This is a genomic window from Nonomuraea sp. B208 (assembly GCF_057536035.1).
Genome location: NZ_BAAJOU010000031.1, coordinates 173,234 through 189,556, shown reverse-complemented (window position 1 = coordinate 189,556; position 16,323 = coordinate 173,234). Strand labels below are relative to the sequence as shown.

Sequence of the window (16,323 nt, the reverse complement as noted above, 5' to 3'; positions counted from 1 at the left end):
GGTTGACGTAACTTTCCCGGCAGCTATAGGAAAGCGCTATCCATTCACATTTCGCCGGAAGGTCCGTGATGACGAATGAGTTCCGTCATGGCTGACTCGGTGGCGGTGAAGCCCCGGAAGGCGGCGAGTCCACCCGCGCAGGGCGGTCACCGCTCCACCCAACGTTCCCGCCGTGAGGCGCGGGCCGCCTACCTCTTCCTGGCGCCCTGGTTCGTCGGCCTGCTCGTCATCACGATCGGTCCGATCTTCGCCTCGCTCTACCTCTCCTTCACCGACTACAGCCTCCTCCAGGAGGCCAAGTGGATCGGGCTGGACAACTACGTCAGGAGGTTCACCGAGGACCCGAGGTTCATCGCCTCGCTCAAGGTGACCACCATCTACGTGGTCGTCTCGGTCCCGTTGCAGTTGGCCTTCGCCCTCGCACTGGCACTGGTGCTCGACCGCGGACTGCGCGGTCTGTCGTTCTACCGCTCGATCTTCTACCTGCCCTCCCTGCTGGGCGGCAGCGTCGCCATCGCCATCCTGTGGCGCAAGGTGTTCGGCGCGGACGGCCTGGTCAACGCGGTGCTCGGGATCTTCGGCATCGAGGGCCAGGGCTGGGTGGGCGACCCGGACACCGCGCTCGGCACGCTGATCCTCCTGCACGTCTGGACGTTCGGCGCCCCGATGATCATCTTCCTGGCCGGCCTGCGCCAGATCCCGTCGAGTTACTACGAGGCGGCGTCGGTCGACGGCGCGGGCGTGTTCCGCCAGTTCAAGTCGATCACGATGCCGCTGCTGACGCCGATCATCTTCTTCAACCTCGTGCTGGAGATCATCAAGTCGTTCCAGTCGTTCACGCAGGCCTTCATCGTGAGCAACGGCAAGGGCGGCCCGGCCGACTCGACGCTCTTCTACACCCTCTACCTCTACCTCAAGGGCTTCAAGAGCTACGACATGGGCTACGCCGCCGCTATGGCGTGGGTCCTGCTGCTCATCATCGCGGCCCTCACCGGGGTGAACTTCCTCGCTTCCAAGTATTGGGTCTTCTATGGCGACGACAAGTAGGCGGCCGGTCCCGGTCCTGTTCCGCCCGCTCAAGGGCGGACCGCTGGTCAAGCACGTGCTGCTGATCGGCTTCGGCCTGGTCATGTTGTACCCGCTGCTCTGGATGATCTCCAGCTCGCTCAAGCCGGAGGAGCTGATCTTCCGTGAGCCCGGCCTGCTGCCCAGCACGGTCACGCTGGAGAACTACACCGAGGGCTGGTACGCGCTCAAGCACCCCTTCGGCTACTACCTGTGGAACTCGGCCGTGATCACCGCGCTGTCGGTGGTGGCGAACCTGGTGGCCTGCTCGCTGGCCGCGTACGCCTTCGCCCGGCTGAACTTCCCGCTGAAGAAGCTCTGGTTCGCCCTCATGCTGGGCACGATCATGCTGCCGCACCACGTGGTGATCGTGCCGCAGTACATCATGTTCTCCGAGCTCGGCATGATCAACACCATCTGGCCACTGGTGATGCCGAAGGTGCTGGCGACGGACGCGTTCTTCGTCTTCCTGATGGTGCAGTTCATCCGTACACTGCCCAGAGAACTGGACGAGGCGGCCGAGATCGATGGGGCGGGATACTGGCGGATCTATCTCAGGGTCGTCATGCCGCTCTGCCTGCCGGCCCTGGCCACGACCGCGATCTTCACGTTCATCTGGACGTGGAACGACTTCCTCAGCCAGCTTCTTTACCTCAACAATCCGGACAACTTCACCGTTCCGGTGGCACTGCGTACGTTCCTGGACGCCAGCAGCGACTCGTCCTGGGGGCCGATGTTCGCCATGTCGATCCTCGCGCTGGGGCCGATCTTCGGTTTCTTCCTGGTCGGCCAGAAGTACCTCATCCGCGGCGTGGCCACCACCGGCCTGAAGTAGTCCTTTCCTCCCCACCCCCCAACCGAACACCCCCTAGGAGGTAGAGCCGTGAGCTCTGGCAAGAAGATGTGGTCGGCGGCGCTGCTGGCCACCGCCGTGCTGGCGGTCACCGCGGCGTGCGGCAGTGGCGGCAGCGGCGGCGAGACCGCCGACGGCAAGATCAAGCTGCGCTTCTCCTACTGGGGCAGCGACGCTCGGCAGAAGATGACCGAAGAGGCCATCAAGAAGTTCGAGGCCAAGAACCCCAACATCGACGTCGAGGGCGAGTTCTCCGACTTCGCCAGCTACTACGAGACGCTGTCCACGAAGGTCGCCGGCAGCGACGCCCCGGACGTGATCACCCTGGAGATCCGCGGCCTGCGCGAGTACGCCGACCGCGGCACGCTGGCCGACCTGGCCAGCAAGGTCAACACGGCCGACATCGACGCCAAGGTCCTGTCCACGGGTGCGATCGACGGCAAGCAGTTCGCCATCCCCACGGGCGTGAACGCGTTCTCGCTGATCGTCAACCCGGCCGCGGTCGAGAGCAGCGGCGCCAAGCTGCCCGACGACACCTCGTGGACCTGGGACGACTTCGTGCAGTTCGCCTCGAAGATCACCTCGGGGAGCGGCGGCAAGCAGATCGGCACCCAGCTCAGCTGGAACCCGGCCTACCTCCAGATCTACGCCGCGCAGAAGGGCGAGCCCTTCTACAACGGCAACAAGCTCGGCCTGAGCCCCCAGACCATCAAGGACTGGTGGGGCATCATGCAGAACCTCATCAAGACCAAGGGCGCCCCCGACGCTGCCAAGAGCTCCGAGATCGGCGCCACCAGCATCGACCAGTCGCTGCTCGGCACCAACAGCGGCGCGATGGGCATGTGGTGGAGCAACCAGCTCGGCGCGGCGGCGAAGGCGTCCGGCCAGAACCTGGAGCTGCTGCGCATGCCGAAGGTCCAGGGCGCGACGACGGGCGGCATGTTCCTGCAGCCCGCCATGTTCTACACCGCCTCCTCCAAGTCCGCGCACGCGGCCGAGGCGGCCAAGTTCATCGACTTCATGGTCAACGACCCCGAGGCGGGTCAGATCATCCTCAGCGACCGCGGCCTGCCCGCCAGCTCCAAGGTGCTGGCGGCGGTCCGCGACAAGCTGCCCGAGGCCGACAAGAAGACGCTCGACTTCCTCGACAAGACCCGCGGCGAGATGTCCGACCCGCCGGCCGCCCCGCCGAAGGGCGCGAGCGCCATGGAGGACATCCTCACCCGGTACTCCGAGGAGGTCATGTTCGGCCGGATGACGCCTGACGACGCCGCCCAGAAGTTCATCACGGAGGCGAACGCCTCCATCGCCGGCTAAGGAGAGACATGAGGTACGCGTTCGTCGGGCTCGGGCACCGCGCGCAGATGTACGTCGACGCGCTGCTCGGAGAGTGGCGTGACGCCGGCACCATCGTCGCCCTGTGCGACCTCAACCGGACCCGCATGGACTACTACGTCGAGCGGATCGGCCAGGAGGTGCCGTGCTTCGCGCCCGATGAGTTCGACAAGGTGCTCGAGCTCGCCGACGCGGTCATCGTCACGACCGTCGACGCCACGCACGCCCGCTACGTGTGCGCGGCGCTCGACGCCGGTCGGGACGTCATCGTCGAGAAGCCGCTCACCGTGGACGCCGAGGGCTGCGCGGCCATCGCCGCCGCCGCCGAGCGCAGCAGCGGCAAGCTGATCGTCACCTTCAACTACCGCTACTCGCCGCGCAACTCCGCGGTGCGCCGGCTGCTCATGGAGGGCGCGATCGGCGAGGTGACCTCCGTGCACTTCGAGTGGACGCTGGACACCATCCACGGCGCCGACTACTTCCGCCGCTGGCACCGGCAGCGGGCCAGCTCGGGCGGGCTGCTCGTGCACAAGTCGACCCACCACTTCGACCTGGTCAACTGGTGGCTCGACGCCGCGCCCGAGCTCGTCTTCGCCCAGACCGACCTGCGGTTCTACGGCGCGGACAACGCCAGGAAGCGCGGTCTCGGCGAGCGTCCCGCGCGAGGGCAGGGCGCTCCGGGGCTGGGCTCGGACCCGTTCATCCTGGACATCTCCGCCGACCAACGGCTCAAGCGCCTCTACCTGGACGCCGAGCACGAGGACGGCTACGTCCGGGACCAGGACGTCTTCGGCGAGGGCATCGACATCGACGACAACATGTCGGTGCTGGTGCGCTACACCAACCGGGCGGTCCTCACCTACTCGCTGCACGCCCACGCTCCGTGGGAAGGCTACCGGGTCGCCTTCAACGGCACCGCCGGGCGGCTGGAGCTGGACGTCGTCGAGCGGGAGTGGACGCCGCCGCACGCGGCCATCGACCCGAGCGCGGCGGCCAAGGAGCACGCCACCGGCTCGTCGGAGCGGCTGCTGCTGCGGCGGCACTGGCGCGAGCCGGAGGAGATCCCGATCGAGAGCGGCGCGGGCGGCCACGGGGGAGGCGACCGGCTGCTGCTGAACGACGTCTTCCGCGGGCCGGACAACGACCCGCTGGCCCGCCAGGCGGGCTACCGCGACGGCATCCGCAGCGTGCTGACCGGCGTCGCCGCCACGGTCTCCGCCCGCACCGGCGCCCCGGTCCACCTGTCGGACCACGGCACCCGTGTCAGCTGACCCTCCCACCCCGCCTCCGGTCGTCCGAGGGGAGGGGGCGGTGTTCCGGGAGCTGGCCGGGGTCGCCGGGGCGCAGTTCGGGCTCTACCCCGAGCCCGGCCCGCGGCTGCGGGAGGCGGCGCGGGACGCGATGGGAGTGCTCGACCTGCACGCCGAGGACGTGCGGGTGGAGCGCTCCTGGACCGACGGCGACCTGTACGGCGAGGAGCTGTCCTGGTCCGTCGGCTTCGGCCCGCGCACCCGCGCCTTCCTGCTCAAGCCCGCCGACGCGACCGGCCCGCTCCCCGGCGTGGTGGCCCTGCACTGCCACGCCGGCATGAAGTGGGCCGGCAAGGAGAAGATCGCCGACGCCCCGGAGGGCCCGTCACCGGAGGTGGCGCGGCTGCGCGCGGAGCTCTACGGTGGCCGGGCGTTCGCCAACGCCCTGGCCCGCCGCGGTTTCGTGGTCCTCGCGCACGACGTGTTCGTGTGGGGCAGCCGCCGCTTCCCGCTCGACCTCCCGCCCGGGCCGGAGAGCGAGGCCGACCGCTACGACGCCGCCGCCCGCGCCCACGAGCACGTGGTGGCCAAGCACTGCGCCGTGCTCGGCACCTCGTTCACCGGGGTCGTCGCCGGCGAGGACCTGGCCGCCGCGGCGTACCTGCGCTCCCGTCCCGACGTGTCCAGGACCGGCTGCGCGGGCCTGTCGGGCGGCGGCCTGCGCGCCGGGCTGCTCGGCGCGTTCGACGAGCACATGGACGCGGTCGTGGTGGCCGCGATGGCCAGCAGCTACCGCGACCTGCTGGACGGGCACGTGGCCCGGCACACCTGGATGTTCTACCCGCCGGGCCTGCCGCGCCTGGCCGACTGGCCCGACCTGATGGCCGCCCGCGCGCCCGCCCCGCTCATGGTCCAGTACGCCACCCGCGACGAGCTGTTCCCCGCCGCGGGCATGCGCCGCGCCCACGAGACGATCGCCGCCCGCTACCGGGACGCGCCCGGCGCGTACGAGGCGGTCTTCGCCGACGTGCCGCACAGCTTCGACGTGCCGATGCAGGAGCGGGCCTTCGACTGGCTGGCCGGCGCCCTCGCCTAGTTGCCGCTCTTCCACTGGGCGAGGAGCTTGTCGTAGTCGACCGTGGCGGGCTTGCCGCGCTCGTCGGCCAGTTTCGCCACCGGCGCGCCCGGCTGGTCCAGCCACTGCTGGGCGGGCTGCTCGGGGTTGAGCTTGGGCGCGCAGGCGCCGCCGTAGCCGACCCGCTCCAGCCGGGACAGGATCTCGTCCTGCTGCTTGGCGAGGTTGTCCATCGACTGTTGCGGCGTGGTCTCGCCGGTCACCGCGGTGGCCACGTTCTGCCACCAGAGCTGGGCGAGTTTGGGGTAGTCGGGGACGTTCGTCCCCGTGGGGGTCCACTGCTTGCGGGCGGGGGAGCGGTAGAACTCGATGAGGCCGCCGTACTTCTTGGCGTTGTCGTCGAAGTACGCGCTCCTGATGTCGGAGTCCCTGATGAAGGTCAGCCCGGTGATCGTCTTCTTCAGCGACACCGTCTTGGACGTGACGAACTGCGCGTACAGCCAGGCGGCGGCCCGCCGCTCCTTCGGGGTGTTCTTCAGGAACGTCCACGCGCCCGCGTCCTGGTAGCCGAGCTTGTGGCCGTCCTTCCAGTACGCCCCGTGCGGGCTCGGCGCCATCCGCCACTTCGGCGTGCCGTCGGCGTTGACCACCGGCAGGCCGGGCTTGGTGAGGTCGGCGGTGAACGCGGTGTACCAGAAGATCTGCTGCGCGATGGCGCCCTGGGCGGGCACCGGGCCCGACTCGCTGAAGTTCATGCCCGCGGCCTCCTTGGGCGCGTACTTCTTCAGCCAGTCGATGTACTTGACCAGCGCGTACACCGAGGCGGGGCCGTTGGTGTCGCCGCCACGGGTGACGGACGAGCCGACCGGGCGGCAGTTCTCGACCCGGATGCCCCAGTCGTCCACGGGCAGGCCGTTGGGGATGCCGGGGTCGCCGTTGCCCGCCATCGACAGCCAGGCGTCGGTGAAGCGCCAGCCCAGCGACGGGTCCTTGCGGCCGTAGTCCATGTGGCCGTAGACCTTCCTGCCGTCGATGGTGCCGTCGCCGTTGACCTTGTTGGTGAAGAAGTCGGCGATGTCCTCGTAGGCCGCCCAGTTGACCGGGACGCCGAGGTCGTAGCCGTACAGGTCCTTGAACTGCTTCTTGATCGCCGGGTCGGTGAACCAGTCGTAGCGGAACCAGTAGAGGTTGGCGAACTGCTGGTCGGGGAGCTGGTAGACCTTCTTGTCCGGGCCGGTGGTGAAGCTGATGCCGATGAAGTCGTTCAGGTCGAGGGTGGGCGAGGTGACGTCCCTGCCCTCGCCGGCGATGTAGTCCGACAGCGGCAGCACGTACGTGCCGCGCGAGTGGGTGCCGATGAGGTCGGAGTCGTTGACGTAGGCGTCGTAGATGTTCTGGTTGCCCTGGATCTGGGTCTGGAGCTTCTCGATGACGTCGCCCTCCTGGATCAGGTCGTGCTTGATCCTGATCCCGGTGATCTCGGTGAACGCCTTGGCGAGCTGCTGGGACTCGTACTCGTGGGTGGTGATCGTCTCCGACACCACGTTGATCTGCATGCCCCGGTAGGGGGCCGCGGCCTTGATGAACCAGTCCATCTCGGCGAGCTGCTGGTCCTTCGACAGCGTGCTCGGGGTGAACTCCCGCGCCACCCACCGCTGCGCCGCCGCCTTGCCGTCGGCCTCACGGAAGTCGCTCGACGGCCGCTGCGCGCCCTGCGCGCAGGCGGTGGCCGCGAGGGTCAGCGCGGCCAGTGCCGCGGCCACGGACCTGCCTGCCCGATGCGTCATCGCTGGGCTCCTCTCCTGTCAGCCCCATATCCCGATCACGACCACCACGAGGACCGCGCAGCCGAGCGCGAGCCACATGGACAGGTCGGTGACGGCCATCCAGCCGACCAGTACGACCGCCGCGCCGATCAGCCCGATGTAGAGCCGGTCGCCGCGGTCGGTCTCGACGCGCAGGAACCCCCGCCTGGCCACGGGAGGGGAGAAGTGCCCCCAGACCGTCATGACGACCAGCAGCAGCGCCAGCCCGGCGAACACCAGCGCCGTCGGCGGGGTCCACACCATCCACTCGAACATCCGGCTACACCCTCCCCAGCGCGAAGCCCTTGGCGATGTAGTTGCGCACGAACCAGATGACGACCGCGCCGGGCACGATCGTGAGCACCCCGGCGGCGGCCAGCAGCCCCCAGTCGACCCCGGCCGCGCTGACCGTCCTCGTCATGGTCGCGGCGATCGGCTTGGCGTCCACCGACGTGATGGTCCGCGCGATCAGCAGCTCGACCCAGCTGAACATGAAGCAGAAGAACAGCGTCACGCCGATGGCCGAGCGGATCAGCGGCAGGAAGATCCGGACGAAGAAGCGCGGCAGCGAGTAGCCGTCCACGGCCGCGGTCTCGTCGATCTCGCGCGGGATGCCGGACATGAAGCCCTCCAGGATCCACACCGCGAGCGGCACGTTGAACAGCATGTGCGCGACGGCCACGCCGAGATGCGTGTCGAACAGGCCCACGGCCTGGTAGATCTGGAAGAACGGCAGCAGGAACACGGCGGGCGGCGCCATGCGGTTGGTCAGCAGCCAGAAGAACAGGTGCTTGTCGCCGGCGAAGCGGAAGCGCGAGAACGCGTACGCCGCCGGCAGCGCCACGACCAGCGACATCACCGCGTTCATCGAGGTGTAGACGATCGAGTTGAGATAGCTCGAATACCACGACGGGTCGCCGAAGAAGGTCTGGTAGTTCTCGAACGTCACCCGCTGCGGGATCAGCGAGAAACTGCCGAGGATGTCGTCGTTCGGGCGGACCGACATGCCGAACATCCACAGCAGCGGCAGCATGAGCGTCGCCACGTACAGCCAGAAGACCGTGCGCGCCCAGGGGAGCCGCCCGCCGGTGGTCCGCGCCATCGCGCTCACCTCCCCGACCTGGTCAGCGCGGTGAAGAAGACGTAGCAGAGGATCTGCACGACGAGGAAGTAGATCAGCGAGAACGCCCCCGCCGGCCCCACGTCGAACTGCCCGACGGCCATCTTCGACAGCAGGATGCTGAGGAACGTCGTCGCGTTGCCCGGCCCGCCGCCGGTCACCACGAACGGCTCGGTGTAGATCATGAAGCTGTCCATGAACCGCAGCAGGATCGCGATCGTCAGCACCCCGCGCAGCCTCGGGAGCTGGATGTGGCGGAACGTCGCCCAGGCCGAGGCCCCGTCGATCTGCGCGGCCTGGAAGTACGGCTGCGGGATCGACCGCAGCCCCGCGTAGGCGAGCAGCGCGACGAGCGGCGTCCAGTGCCACACGTCCATGACGAGGATCGTGATCCAGGCGTCGGTGGAGTCGAGCGTGTAGTTGTAGTCCACGCCGAGCAGGTTGGCGACCGTCCAGCCGCCGAGGCCGATGTCGGGGCGGGCGAAGATCTGCCAGATCGTGCCGACCACGTTCCACGGGATGAGCAGCGGCAGCGCCACCAGCACCAGCGCCACCGACACCCAGACCCCGCGGCGCGGCATCGCCACCGCGATCGCCACCCCGAGCGGGATCTCCACGAGCAGCACCTGGGCGGAGAACAGCAGCGTGCGGACGAACGCCTCGCGGTTCTCCGGCCGCCGCACGGCCTCGTAGAACCAGTCGAGGCCGACGAACACCCGGTCGGCGGGGCTGAACACGTCCTGGACGGAGAAGTTGACCACGGTCATCAGCGGGATGACCGCCGTGAACGCCACCGACACGACGACCGGCAGCACCAGCAGCCAGGCCCGGTTGGCGCGGCGCCGCGGATCGGGGCGCGTCACGCCGCCCCCCTTCCGGTGAGCGGCCCGAGCAAGCCGCATCTCACCTGGTCGCGGAAGAGGAACGCGCGCTCCGGCGGGAAGCGCAGGCACACGGACGCGCCCGGCTCGTACGCCGTGCCCGCCTCGGTCCTGGCGATCACCGGATGCTCGCCGACCAGGGCGTGGACCAGGTCGTAGGCGCCCATGCGATCGACGCCGGAGACGCGGGCCGGCACGCCGGGCGCGGCGCCGAGCTCCACGAACTCGGGCCGCACCCCGATCCGTACCGGGCCGGGCGGCAGCTTCTCGCCGTCGGCCACGGCTGCGCCGGCGTCGGCGCCGGCCACCCGGACCACGCCGCCCGCGATCTCGGCGGGCAGCATGTTCATGCCGGGCGAGCCGATGAAGTGCCCGACGAACTCGTGCGCCGGTGACAGGAACAGCTCGGCCGGCTCGCCCGCCTGCACGATCGCCCCCTCGTTGACCACCACGACCTCGTCGGCGAAGGTCAGCGCCTCGGTCTGGTCGTGGGTGACGTAGATCAGCGTGTGCCCGGTGTCGCGGTGGATCTCCTTGAGCTTGCTGCGCAGCGTCCACTTCAGCGCCGGGTCCACGACGGTCAGCGGCTCGTCCAGCAGCACCGCCGCCACCTCGTGCCGGACCAGGCCCCGGCCCAGGCAGACGATCTGCTGGCGGCCGGGGTCGAGGCGGCGCGAGCGGCGGCCGAGCACGGGGTCGAGCCCGAGCAGCCGGGAGACCTCGCGGACCCGCCGGTCGATCTCCTGCTTCGGGCGGCGGCGGTTGCGCAGCGGGAAGGCGAGGTTGTCGTAGACGGACATCTCCTCGTACAGGACGGGGAACTGGAAGACCTGCGCGATGTCGCGGCCCGCCGTGGGCACGCCGGTGACGTCGCGGCCGTCGAACAGCACCCGGCCCTCGGTGGGCGTGAGCAGGCCCGAGATGATGTTGAGCAGCGTCGTCTTGCCGCAGCCGCTGGGGCCGAGCAGCGCGTACGCCCGCCCGCTCCGCCACGTCCACGTGGTCGGCCGCAGCGCCCAGGTCCGGCCGCCGTCGTAGCTGTGGGCGACGCCCTCCAGCCGGATGTCAGCCATGCAGGTCGACCTCCGCCAGGGGCAGCCGGTCGCCGCCCTCGTCGAAGACGAGGACGTGCGCGGGGTCCACGTACGCGCGGGTGGTCTCGCCCGGCTGGAACCGCCACGTGCCCGGCAGGTGGGCGACCAGGTGCCGCTCGCCGCGCAGCAGCAGGTGCAGGAACGTGGCGCTGCCGGTCACCTCGGCCAGCCTGATCTCGGCGGGCAGCTCCACGGCGCCGGGGCCACGCGGGGCCAGGGTGACCTGGTGGGGGCGGATGCCGAGCAGCACGCCGCCCTCCGCGGCCGTCGCGCCGGGGGCGGGGAACGAGACGCCGAGGCAGTCGATCCGGCCGTCGCGCAGGACGCCGGGCAGCAGATTGAGCGGGGGGTCGCTGAGCGTGGCCGCGACGGCGAGCGTGGGCGGGCGGGCGTACATCGCGGCCACGTCGCCGGTGTCCAGCACCCGGCCCTCGCCGAGCACCACCGTGGGCGCGGCGAACGTCAGCGCCTCGGCGGGGTCGGCCGTGGAGTAGAGCACGACGCCCGGCGCGCCCGCGAAACGGGCCTTGAGGTCGGCGCGGAGCTGCTCGCGCAGCTTGAAGTCCAGGTTGGCGAGGGGCTCGTCGAGGAGCAGCACGTCCACGGGCCGGGCCAGGGCGCGGGCGATGGCGGTGCGCTGCTGCTGGCCGCCCGACAGCTCGGCGGGGCGGCGGTCGAGCAGGCCGGCCAGGCCCATGAGGTCGGCCACCTCGCGCACCCGACGGTCGATCGCGGGGCCGCGGAAACGCGCGTCCAGGCGGAGCGGCGAGGCGATGTTCTCGTAAATCGTGAGCGACGGATAATTGATGAACCGCTGATAGACGAAGGCGATAGATCTCTTCCGGACGGAAATCGCGGTGACGTCCTTTCCGGCGACCAGGACCCGGCCGGAATCGGGGGGCTGTAATCCCGCGACGACCCGCATCAAGGTCGTCTTCCCCGAGTTCAGCGGCCCGATCAGGGTCGTCAGCCCGGTGCCGGTCTCCAGCCGGATGTCGTCGAGCCAGATTTCTCCGCGCTGGCGTACGGAGACGCGATCGATAATCAGCGTCACGTTCCCCGGTCCTCTCTGCTCGCCTCCATCTAACATGATCTGAAAATGCGTGCAAGGGCGGCGGAAAAGGCCCGGACAATGGTGAACGGCGTGGGCTATCGCGCGGCCGGCGTCGTGCCCGATGGCCGCGCCGGGACGGTCACGCCGGAGCCCTCAGTGATCCGGGAGGCCAGAAGGCGACCGCGACGGTCGCCAAACGGACCGACCTGCGCCCCTCGCCTGGCGCTCGTGCCTAGGTTGCTAACATGGCTGTTACTAAGTTTGATGTTAGTAACCTTGTGGATAGCAGCTTTCCGGGAGTGAGATGGCAACCTTCGTAGGGAGGCGGCGCGAGCTCGAGGCACTGGATCGCGAGCTGAGCAAGGTGACGGCCGGGGTCGGTGGGGAGCGGCCCGGTCGGTGCTTGATGCTACGAGGCCGACGCCGGGTGGGTAAGTCGCGGTTGGTGGAGCGGTTCGCCGAGAGGTCTGGTGCGCCCTTCCTTTTCTACGCCGCCACAGGGGCGTCGCTGGAGGCGGACCTGCAGAGACTCAGCCGGGACGCGCAAACGTCCACCCTTCCGTTCGCGAATCTCCTGTCCGCCGCCCGTCCGGCGAGCTGGGATGCCGCCTTCGACGTACTGGCGGCGGCACTGCCGCAGGACCGGGCGAGTGTGGTGGTTCTGGACGAGGTGCCTTATCTGATGGACGAGGATGGCGCCTTCGAAGGCATGCTTCAGCGAGCCTGGGACCGAGCGCTGGAGACCAAGCCGGTTCTGCTGGTTCTCATCGGCTCCGACCTGTCGACGATGGAGGCGCTCAACAGCTATGGACGCCCGTTCCATCAGCGCGGTCGGGAGATGGTGCTGGGTCCGCTCAACCCGGCGGAGGTGGGCGAGATGCTCGGCCTTGAGCCGGCCGAGGCCTTCGACGCGGCATTGATCACCGGTGGACTGCCCCTGATCTGTGCGGAGTGGCCGCACGGTGCGGGAATGTGGGATTTCCTGCGCGCGTCACTCAGCGATCCGGTCTCGGCCCTGCTGGTGTCGGCGGAGCGTTCGCTCGCTGCGGAGTTCCCTCAGCAGGTGCAGGCCCGCGTTGTCCTCTCAGCGATCGGCAGCGGTGAGCGGAACTTCACCAACATCGCCCGCGCCGCCGGCGGGATCGGGGCGACCCCGCTCCATCGAGCGCTGGAGCTTCTCACGGACAAGCGGATCATCGCGGCAGAGCTTCCTGTTTCGGCTCGGCCCTCGAAGGACCGCCGTTACCGGGTCAAGGATTCCTACCTCCGCTTCTGGCTGAAGCTCCTGGGGCCGGCGATGGAAGAGATCGAGCGGGGCCGAGGTGACCTGACGCTGCGGCGCATCCGCGAGAACTGGGCCAGCTGGCGCGGCAGGGCCGTCGAACCTCTGGTGCGCGAGGCGTTGGCACGGCTGCTGCCCGACGCGAACCTTCCCGCCGCCCCCGTCATAGGTGGTTACTGGACCCGTACCAACCATGTGGAGATCGACATCGTGGGAGCGGACCGTGGGCCGATCGCCAAGGAGTTGCTCTTCGTCGGCTCGGTGAAGTGGCTGGAGAACGCCCCGTTCGACCGGCACGATCTCGCGGCGCTGCACCGGCACCGCGCCGCGCTCACGTCGGATCCCGTCCCGGTGGTCGCCGCCTCGCGCAGCGGGACCGACTGCACGGGGCTCGACGCCGCGTACGGTCCGGCGGAACTCCTTGCGGCGTGGTCCACCTGAGCGGACCGGCCCCATGTCCCTGAGCGCCCTTGCCGAGCCTGGTCACGTTCTTGCACCCGCTCATGTAGGGCCCGTCCTTGAGGTCGAACGAGCCCTTCATCACGCCGTAGCCGCCGTCCAGGTCGGAGATGGCGGGAGCACTGCACCGACCGGGCATGCCAGCCGATGAACCCCCGACCTGGGGGAATGCCTCCAAGATCATCCCCTGTGCGTCCCCTGACCATGGTCGTATGGCTGCGTACGGGCACTGTCCGCTGCCTACCGGGGGTGGCGAAACAAAAGACCTGCGGCTGTGAAACCGCAGGTCAGGGGCCTGAAAGGCCGATCTAGGCGCCCCGGCAGGACTCGAACCTGCGGCACCCGCTTTAGAAGAGCTCCAGCAACTACGAGTTTAGTTTGTCTATGGATGTGGTGATATGTGGGTGCTGCTCGACACGTATTGAGATCTTCGGCGTGAGCCTCCTGCGGCTCGCCGCACGACAGGTGTTCGAGCTGGTCAGGGCCATATTTATAGCTGGCAGACTGTAAGACGCTCCCGCTCTTCAGATGCGGGTGTCCTCACAGAAGTACTCCTGTTGCAGTCGGCTCAGCCGGCGGTTGCCTTAGCGTAATGGGATACCTCGAAGCCTGAATGGGGCCGGGCGGAGCTTTGGTGTTCCGCCCGGTCCCGAGTTTGGTCAGGTGGGTTGGTTATGGGCAGTTGCCGATATCGCTTTCGGAGGAGGCCAGGACGACGTTGGTCTTGGCCAGGCCGAGGGCGTTGACGGTGATGTGGACGGCGTTGACGGTCAGGCCTGTGTCGGGGGTGGTGAAGGGGGTCTGCTCGTTGAGGACGAGCTTGACGACGCCGACGTTGACGGTGGTGTTGGGTGTGATCTCGGTAGGTTCTGCGATGACCACCGTGTTGCCGACCTTGAGGAAGGCGATCGTGGTGGTTCCGCTGGATCCAGCGCAGGTGGTGGTGGAGCTGGATTTGATGGTCTTGACGGTGATCACGGGAATGCCGGTGATCCCGATGGTGGTGTCGTCGATGGAGGCGGTGGCCACGGATTTGCCGGGGAATGCGGTGGTGGCGACCTGGGCGCACAGGGCGTGCCCGGTGATCAGTCCGCTGAGGGTGGCGGTGCAGGGCACCGAGGTGGTTTCGGTTGCGGTGGTGGAGATGTGCCCGGTGTCGGGGGTGGGTGCGATGTTGACCAGTTGGATGCCAGCCAGAGAGGCGCCAGCGGTCAGGCCGTAGGCCCGTCCGGTGAGCTGCTGCGGCGTGACGGTGACTTCTTCGTCGCCGCACGGTGAGGTGACGGAGTTGTTGTGGGCGTCGCCGCTGTAGGTGGCGGTCCACCGGTAGGTGCCGGCCGCGCCGATGGTCACGTTGCCGGATGCGGCGGTGCCGGTGCCGGACACCGTCCCGGTACGAGTCTCGATCGGCGTCGCACAGTCGGTGTCACCGGGCGCGAACAGCTGGAACGTGACGGTGCCTGTCGGGTGGTACCCGCTGGACAGGGTCGCTGTATCGGAGACCTTTCCGCCCGCGGGCACCGTGTCCGATGGCGTGGTGGCGATCGATGGAGTCGCCTTCGGGACGTGTTCGGTGATCGTTTCAGTGAAGCCTGGTGACAGGACGCCGTTGAGCAGGAAGTCCACCTTGCAGGTGATGGTGCTTCCCGGTACGGCTTCGGCGCCGATGGAGACGGTCTCAGTGAAGGCGGCATCATCGCCGCTGGTCACCGTCCGGCTGTCCGGGGTCAGGGACACCGACAGGTTCGGGTCGCAGTCGCGCAACTGGTGGGTGACCGTGACCGGCAGGTTGCTCAGGGCCGCCAGGATGGTGTCGCTGACCTCCGAGGCGTCGATGCCGGAGAACAGCTGTCCACCCGTGGCGTTGGTGATCGCGGTCGCTTGCCCGGTCGAGTTCATCCCGGCCAGGTCGAACGCGAGCACGGTGATGTCGGCTGCCTGCAGGGCGCTGATCGCGTCCGCCAGCGTATGGCCGTTGCTGGGATCATGGCTGGGGGCGTCCCCGATCAGCAGCACGATCCGAGAGCTGTTCGGCCTGAAGTCGACGGCCCCGGACGCGACCTCGAACAGGCCATTGATGCCGTCCTCGGGGAAGTCGCCGCCGCCCGACGCGACCAGCGAGTTGAGACCGTTGGTGACGTCGGTGTCGTTGGCGGTGAGGTCCTGCGCCACCCGGAACGGCGTCGCGTCCGCCACGTCCTTGTACTCGGCGACCGCGAACTGCGCGTCCGGCTGCGCCGAAGCTACGTTGGACAGGATCGCGTTCGCATTGGTCTGCACGTTGGAGATGACCCCGCCCATGCTTCCTGTCGTGTCGATCAGGAAGGTGATATCCGGTTTGGGCGGGATCGCCGGAGTAGAGACGGTCTTGGTGATCGTCGTCGATCCGCCCGGGTCCAGGTTCAGCGTTACGTCCGCCGGGGTGACTCCGGGCTCGGCGGACGCCGTCCCTACCCCGGCCATCAGCATTGCACCGGCCATTGCCACGCACGCGGCAGCCTTTAATCGTCGCGTCATTCTCACGGTGTGATTCCTTCTGTGTGGCGTTATGCCATAACGGATTTGGGATCGCTGGCCGTGCAGAATTTCGGTGATTACGTCATACGGAACTCCCTCTCCCCGCGTGCTGGCGCGACAGGATACGATGTCGCGTTGGTTGACAACCTCGGTGACTTTTCAGCGCTGGCCGTGATCAACGAGGCGAGGTGTGGCCACGGTCATAGGGTGACTGGTCGGCGAATCGTTGTAAATAAGGCACTTACGGAAAGTCCCCCGAGTGGCCGCAATCGGCCACTCCTTGCCAATGGGAGACTCTCGCGAGAAGCGAGCTTCGCCAAGATCTTTTGGGTACGCCCGACGAAATGAATAATTCTCAGATTATCGCCTTCAAAGGGCGGCCGTTTCCGGCTCCTCCGGACCGTGTCCCGCACGAAAATACGGTCTCGTGCTCTGGACTGCACCTTTTGCTGCATGAAGCGGGGCAGCGGCTGCGACCGTCGCGGGGCTTTTGTCGCTGATCTACCGGTTGGTGAGGTGCTTGTTCGGCTTGC

Annotated in this window: 13 protein-coding genes; 6 read left to right on the top strand and 7 right to left on the bottom strand. The window is 68.3% G+C overall.

The genetic code is table 11. From position 1 onward, the window contains the following. The first annotated feature begins 87 nt into the window (after positions 1-87). The 5 genes from AC27IY_RS44770 to AC27IY_RS44750 are packed head-to-tail and all read left to right on the top strand — an operon-like array spanning position 88 to position 5,599. The gene (locus tag AC27IY_RS44770) at positions 88-1,047 is read left to right on the top strand and encodes a carbohydrate ABC transporter permease (protein WP_487181700.1); all 960 of its coding nucleotides are present in this window, start codon (positions 88-90) and stop codon (positions 1,045-1,047) included. Then, positions 1,031-1,900 carry a carbohydrate ABC transporter permease gene (locus tag AC27IY_RS44765; protein WP_423443915.1) on the top strand — a complete coding sequence of 290 codons (870 nt, stop codon included), beginning with the start codon at positions 1,031-1,033 and terminating at the stop codon, positions 1,898-1,900. The genes AC27IY_RS44770 and AC27IY_RS44765 overlap by 17 nt, the downstream gene beginning before the upstream one ends. 48 nt (positions 1,901-1,948) lie before the next feature. Further along, positions 1,949-3,235 (top strand): ABC transporter substrate-binding protein, encoded by a 1,287-nt coding sequence (locus tag AC27IY_RS44760; RefSeq protein ID WP_423443917.1) that lies wholly within the window; start codon positions 1,949-1,951, stop codon positions 3,233-3,235. A gap of 8 nt (positions 3,236-3,243) precedes the next feature. Then, entirely contained in the window at positions 3,244-4,524 is a 1,281-nt protein-coding gene (locus tag AC27IY_RS44755) for a Gfo/Idh/MocA family protein (protein WP_487181699.1), read from the top strand. Positions 4,525-4,564: 40 nt separating this feature from the next. Continuing rightward, complete coding sequence (locus AC27IY_RS44750; protein WP_487181698.1) at positions 4,565-5,599, top strand: dienelactone hydrolase family protein; 1,035 nt, start codon at positions 4,565-4,567, stop codon at positions 5,597-5,599. Here the strand turns inward: AC27IY_RS44750 and AC27IY_RS44745 are convergent. From AC27IY_RS44745 to AC27IY_RS44720, 6 genes are read right to left on the bottom strand one after another with little or no spacing between them, the layout of a single operon-like run. Next, the gene (locus AC27IY_RS44745; RefSeq protein WP_423474450.1) at positions 5,596-7,365 is read right to left on the bottom strand and encodes an ABC transporter substrate-binding protein; all 1,770 of its coding nucleotides are present in this window, start codon (positions 7,363-7,365) and stop codon (positions 5,596-5,598) included. The genes AC27IY_RS44750 and AC27IY_RS44745 overlap by 4 nt on opposite strands. Positions 7,366-7,383: 18 nt before the next feature. Beyond that, complete coding sequence (locus tag AC27IY_RS44740; protein WP_344209735.1) at positions 7,384-7,659, bottom strand: DUF2160 domain-containing protein; 276 nt, start codon at positions 7,657-7,659, stop codon at positions 7,384-7,386. A 4-nt stretch (positions 7,660-7,663) separates the two neighbouring features. Next, the gene (locus AC27IY_RS44735) at positions 7,664-8,485 is read right to left on the bottom strand and encodes a carbohydrate ABC transporter permease (RefSeq protein ID WP_487181697.1); all 822 of its coding nucleotides are present in this window, start codon (positions 8,483-8,485) and stop codon (positions 7,664-7,666) included. 5 nt (positions 8,486-8,490) lie between these two features. Next, on the bottom strand, positions 8,491-9,366 hold the full coding sequence (locus tag AC27IY_RS44730) for a carbohydrate ABC transporter permease (RefSeq protein WP_364449270.1): 876 nt from the start codon (positions 9,364-9,366) through the stop codon (positions 8,491-8,493). Then, a complete protein-coding gene (locus AC27IY_RS44725; protein WP_487181696.1) occupies positions 9,363-10,457 on the bottom strand; it encodes an ABC transporter ATP-binding protein in 1,095 nt (364 codons plus the stop codon). Before AC27IY_RS44725 ends, AC27IY_RS44730 begins: the two co-directional genes overlap by 4 nt. Further along, positions 10,450-11,532 (bottom strand): ABC transporter ATP-binding protein, encoded by a 1,083-nt coding sequence (locus AC27IY_RS44720; RefSeq protein ID WP_364449264.1) that lies wholly within the window; start codon positions 11,530-11,532, stop codon positions 10,450-10,452. The genes AC27IY_RS44725 and AC27IY_RS44720 overlap by 8 nt, the downstream gene beginning before the upstream one ends. A 445-nt stretch (positions 11,533-11,977) precedes the next feature. Here AC27IY_RS44720 and AC27IY_RS44715 point away from each other — a divergent pair, with 445 nt between their 5' ends. Next, complete coding sequence (locus AC27IY_RS44715) at positions 11,978-13,255, top strand: ATP-binding protein (protein ID WP_487181695.1); 1,278 nt, start codon at positions 11,978-11,980, stop codon at positions 13,253-13,255. 690 nt (positions 13,256-13,945) lie between these two features. Here AC27IY_RS44715 and AC27IY_RS44710 read toward each other — a convergent pair. Next, entirely contained in the window at positions 13,946-15,790 is a 1,845-nt protein-coding gene (locus tag AC27IY_RS44710; protein ID WP_487181737.1) for a choice-of-anchor P family protein, read from the bottom strand. Positions 15,791-16,323 lie beyond the last annotated feature (533 nt).

Coding starts and splice junctions, on each gene's coding strand:
- AC27IY_RS44725 (WP_487181696.1), bottom strand. CDS start 10,457: ATGGCTGACATCCGGCTGGAGGGCGTCGCCCACAGCTACGACGGCGGC.
- AC27IY_RS44740 (WP_344209735.1), bottom strand. CDS start 7,659: ATGTTCGAGTGGATGGTGTGGACCCCGCCGACGGCGCTGGTGTTCGCC.
- AC27IY_RS44735 (WP_487181697.1), bottom strand. CDS start 8,485: ATGGCGCGGACCACCGGCGGGCGGCTCCCCTGGGCGCGCACGGTCTTC.
- AC27IY_RS44710 (WP_487181737.1), bottom strand. CDS start 15,790: ATGACGCGACGATTAAAGGCTGCCGCGTGCGTGGCAATGGCCGGTGCA.
- AC27IY_RS44765 (WP_423443915.1), top strand. CDS start 1,031: ATGGCGACGACAAGTAGGCGGCCGGTCCCGGTCCTGTTCCGCCCGCTC.
- AC27IY_RS44755 (WP_487181699.1), top strand. CDS start 3,244: ATGAGGTACGCGTTCGTCGGGCTCGGGCACCGCGCGCAGATGTACGTC.
- AC27IY_RS44745 (WP_423474450.1), bottom strand. CDS start 7,365: ATGACGCATCGGGCAGGCAGGTCCGTGGCCGCGGCACTGGCCGCGCTG.
- AC27IY_RS44770 (WP_487181700.1), top strand. CDS start 88: ATGGCTGACTCGGTGGCGGTGAAGCCCCGGAAGGCGGCGAGTCCACCC.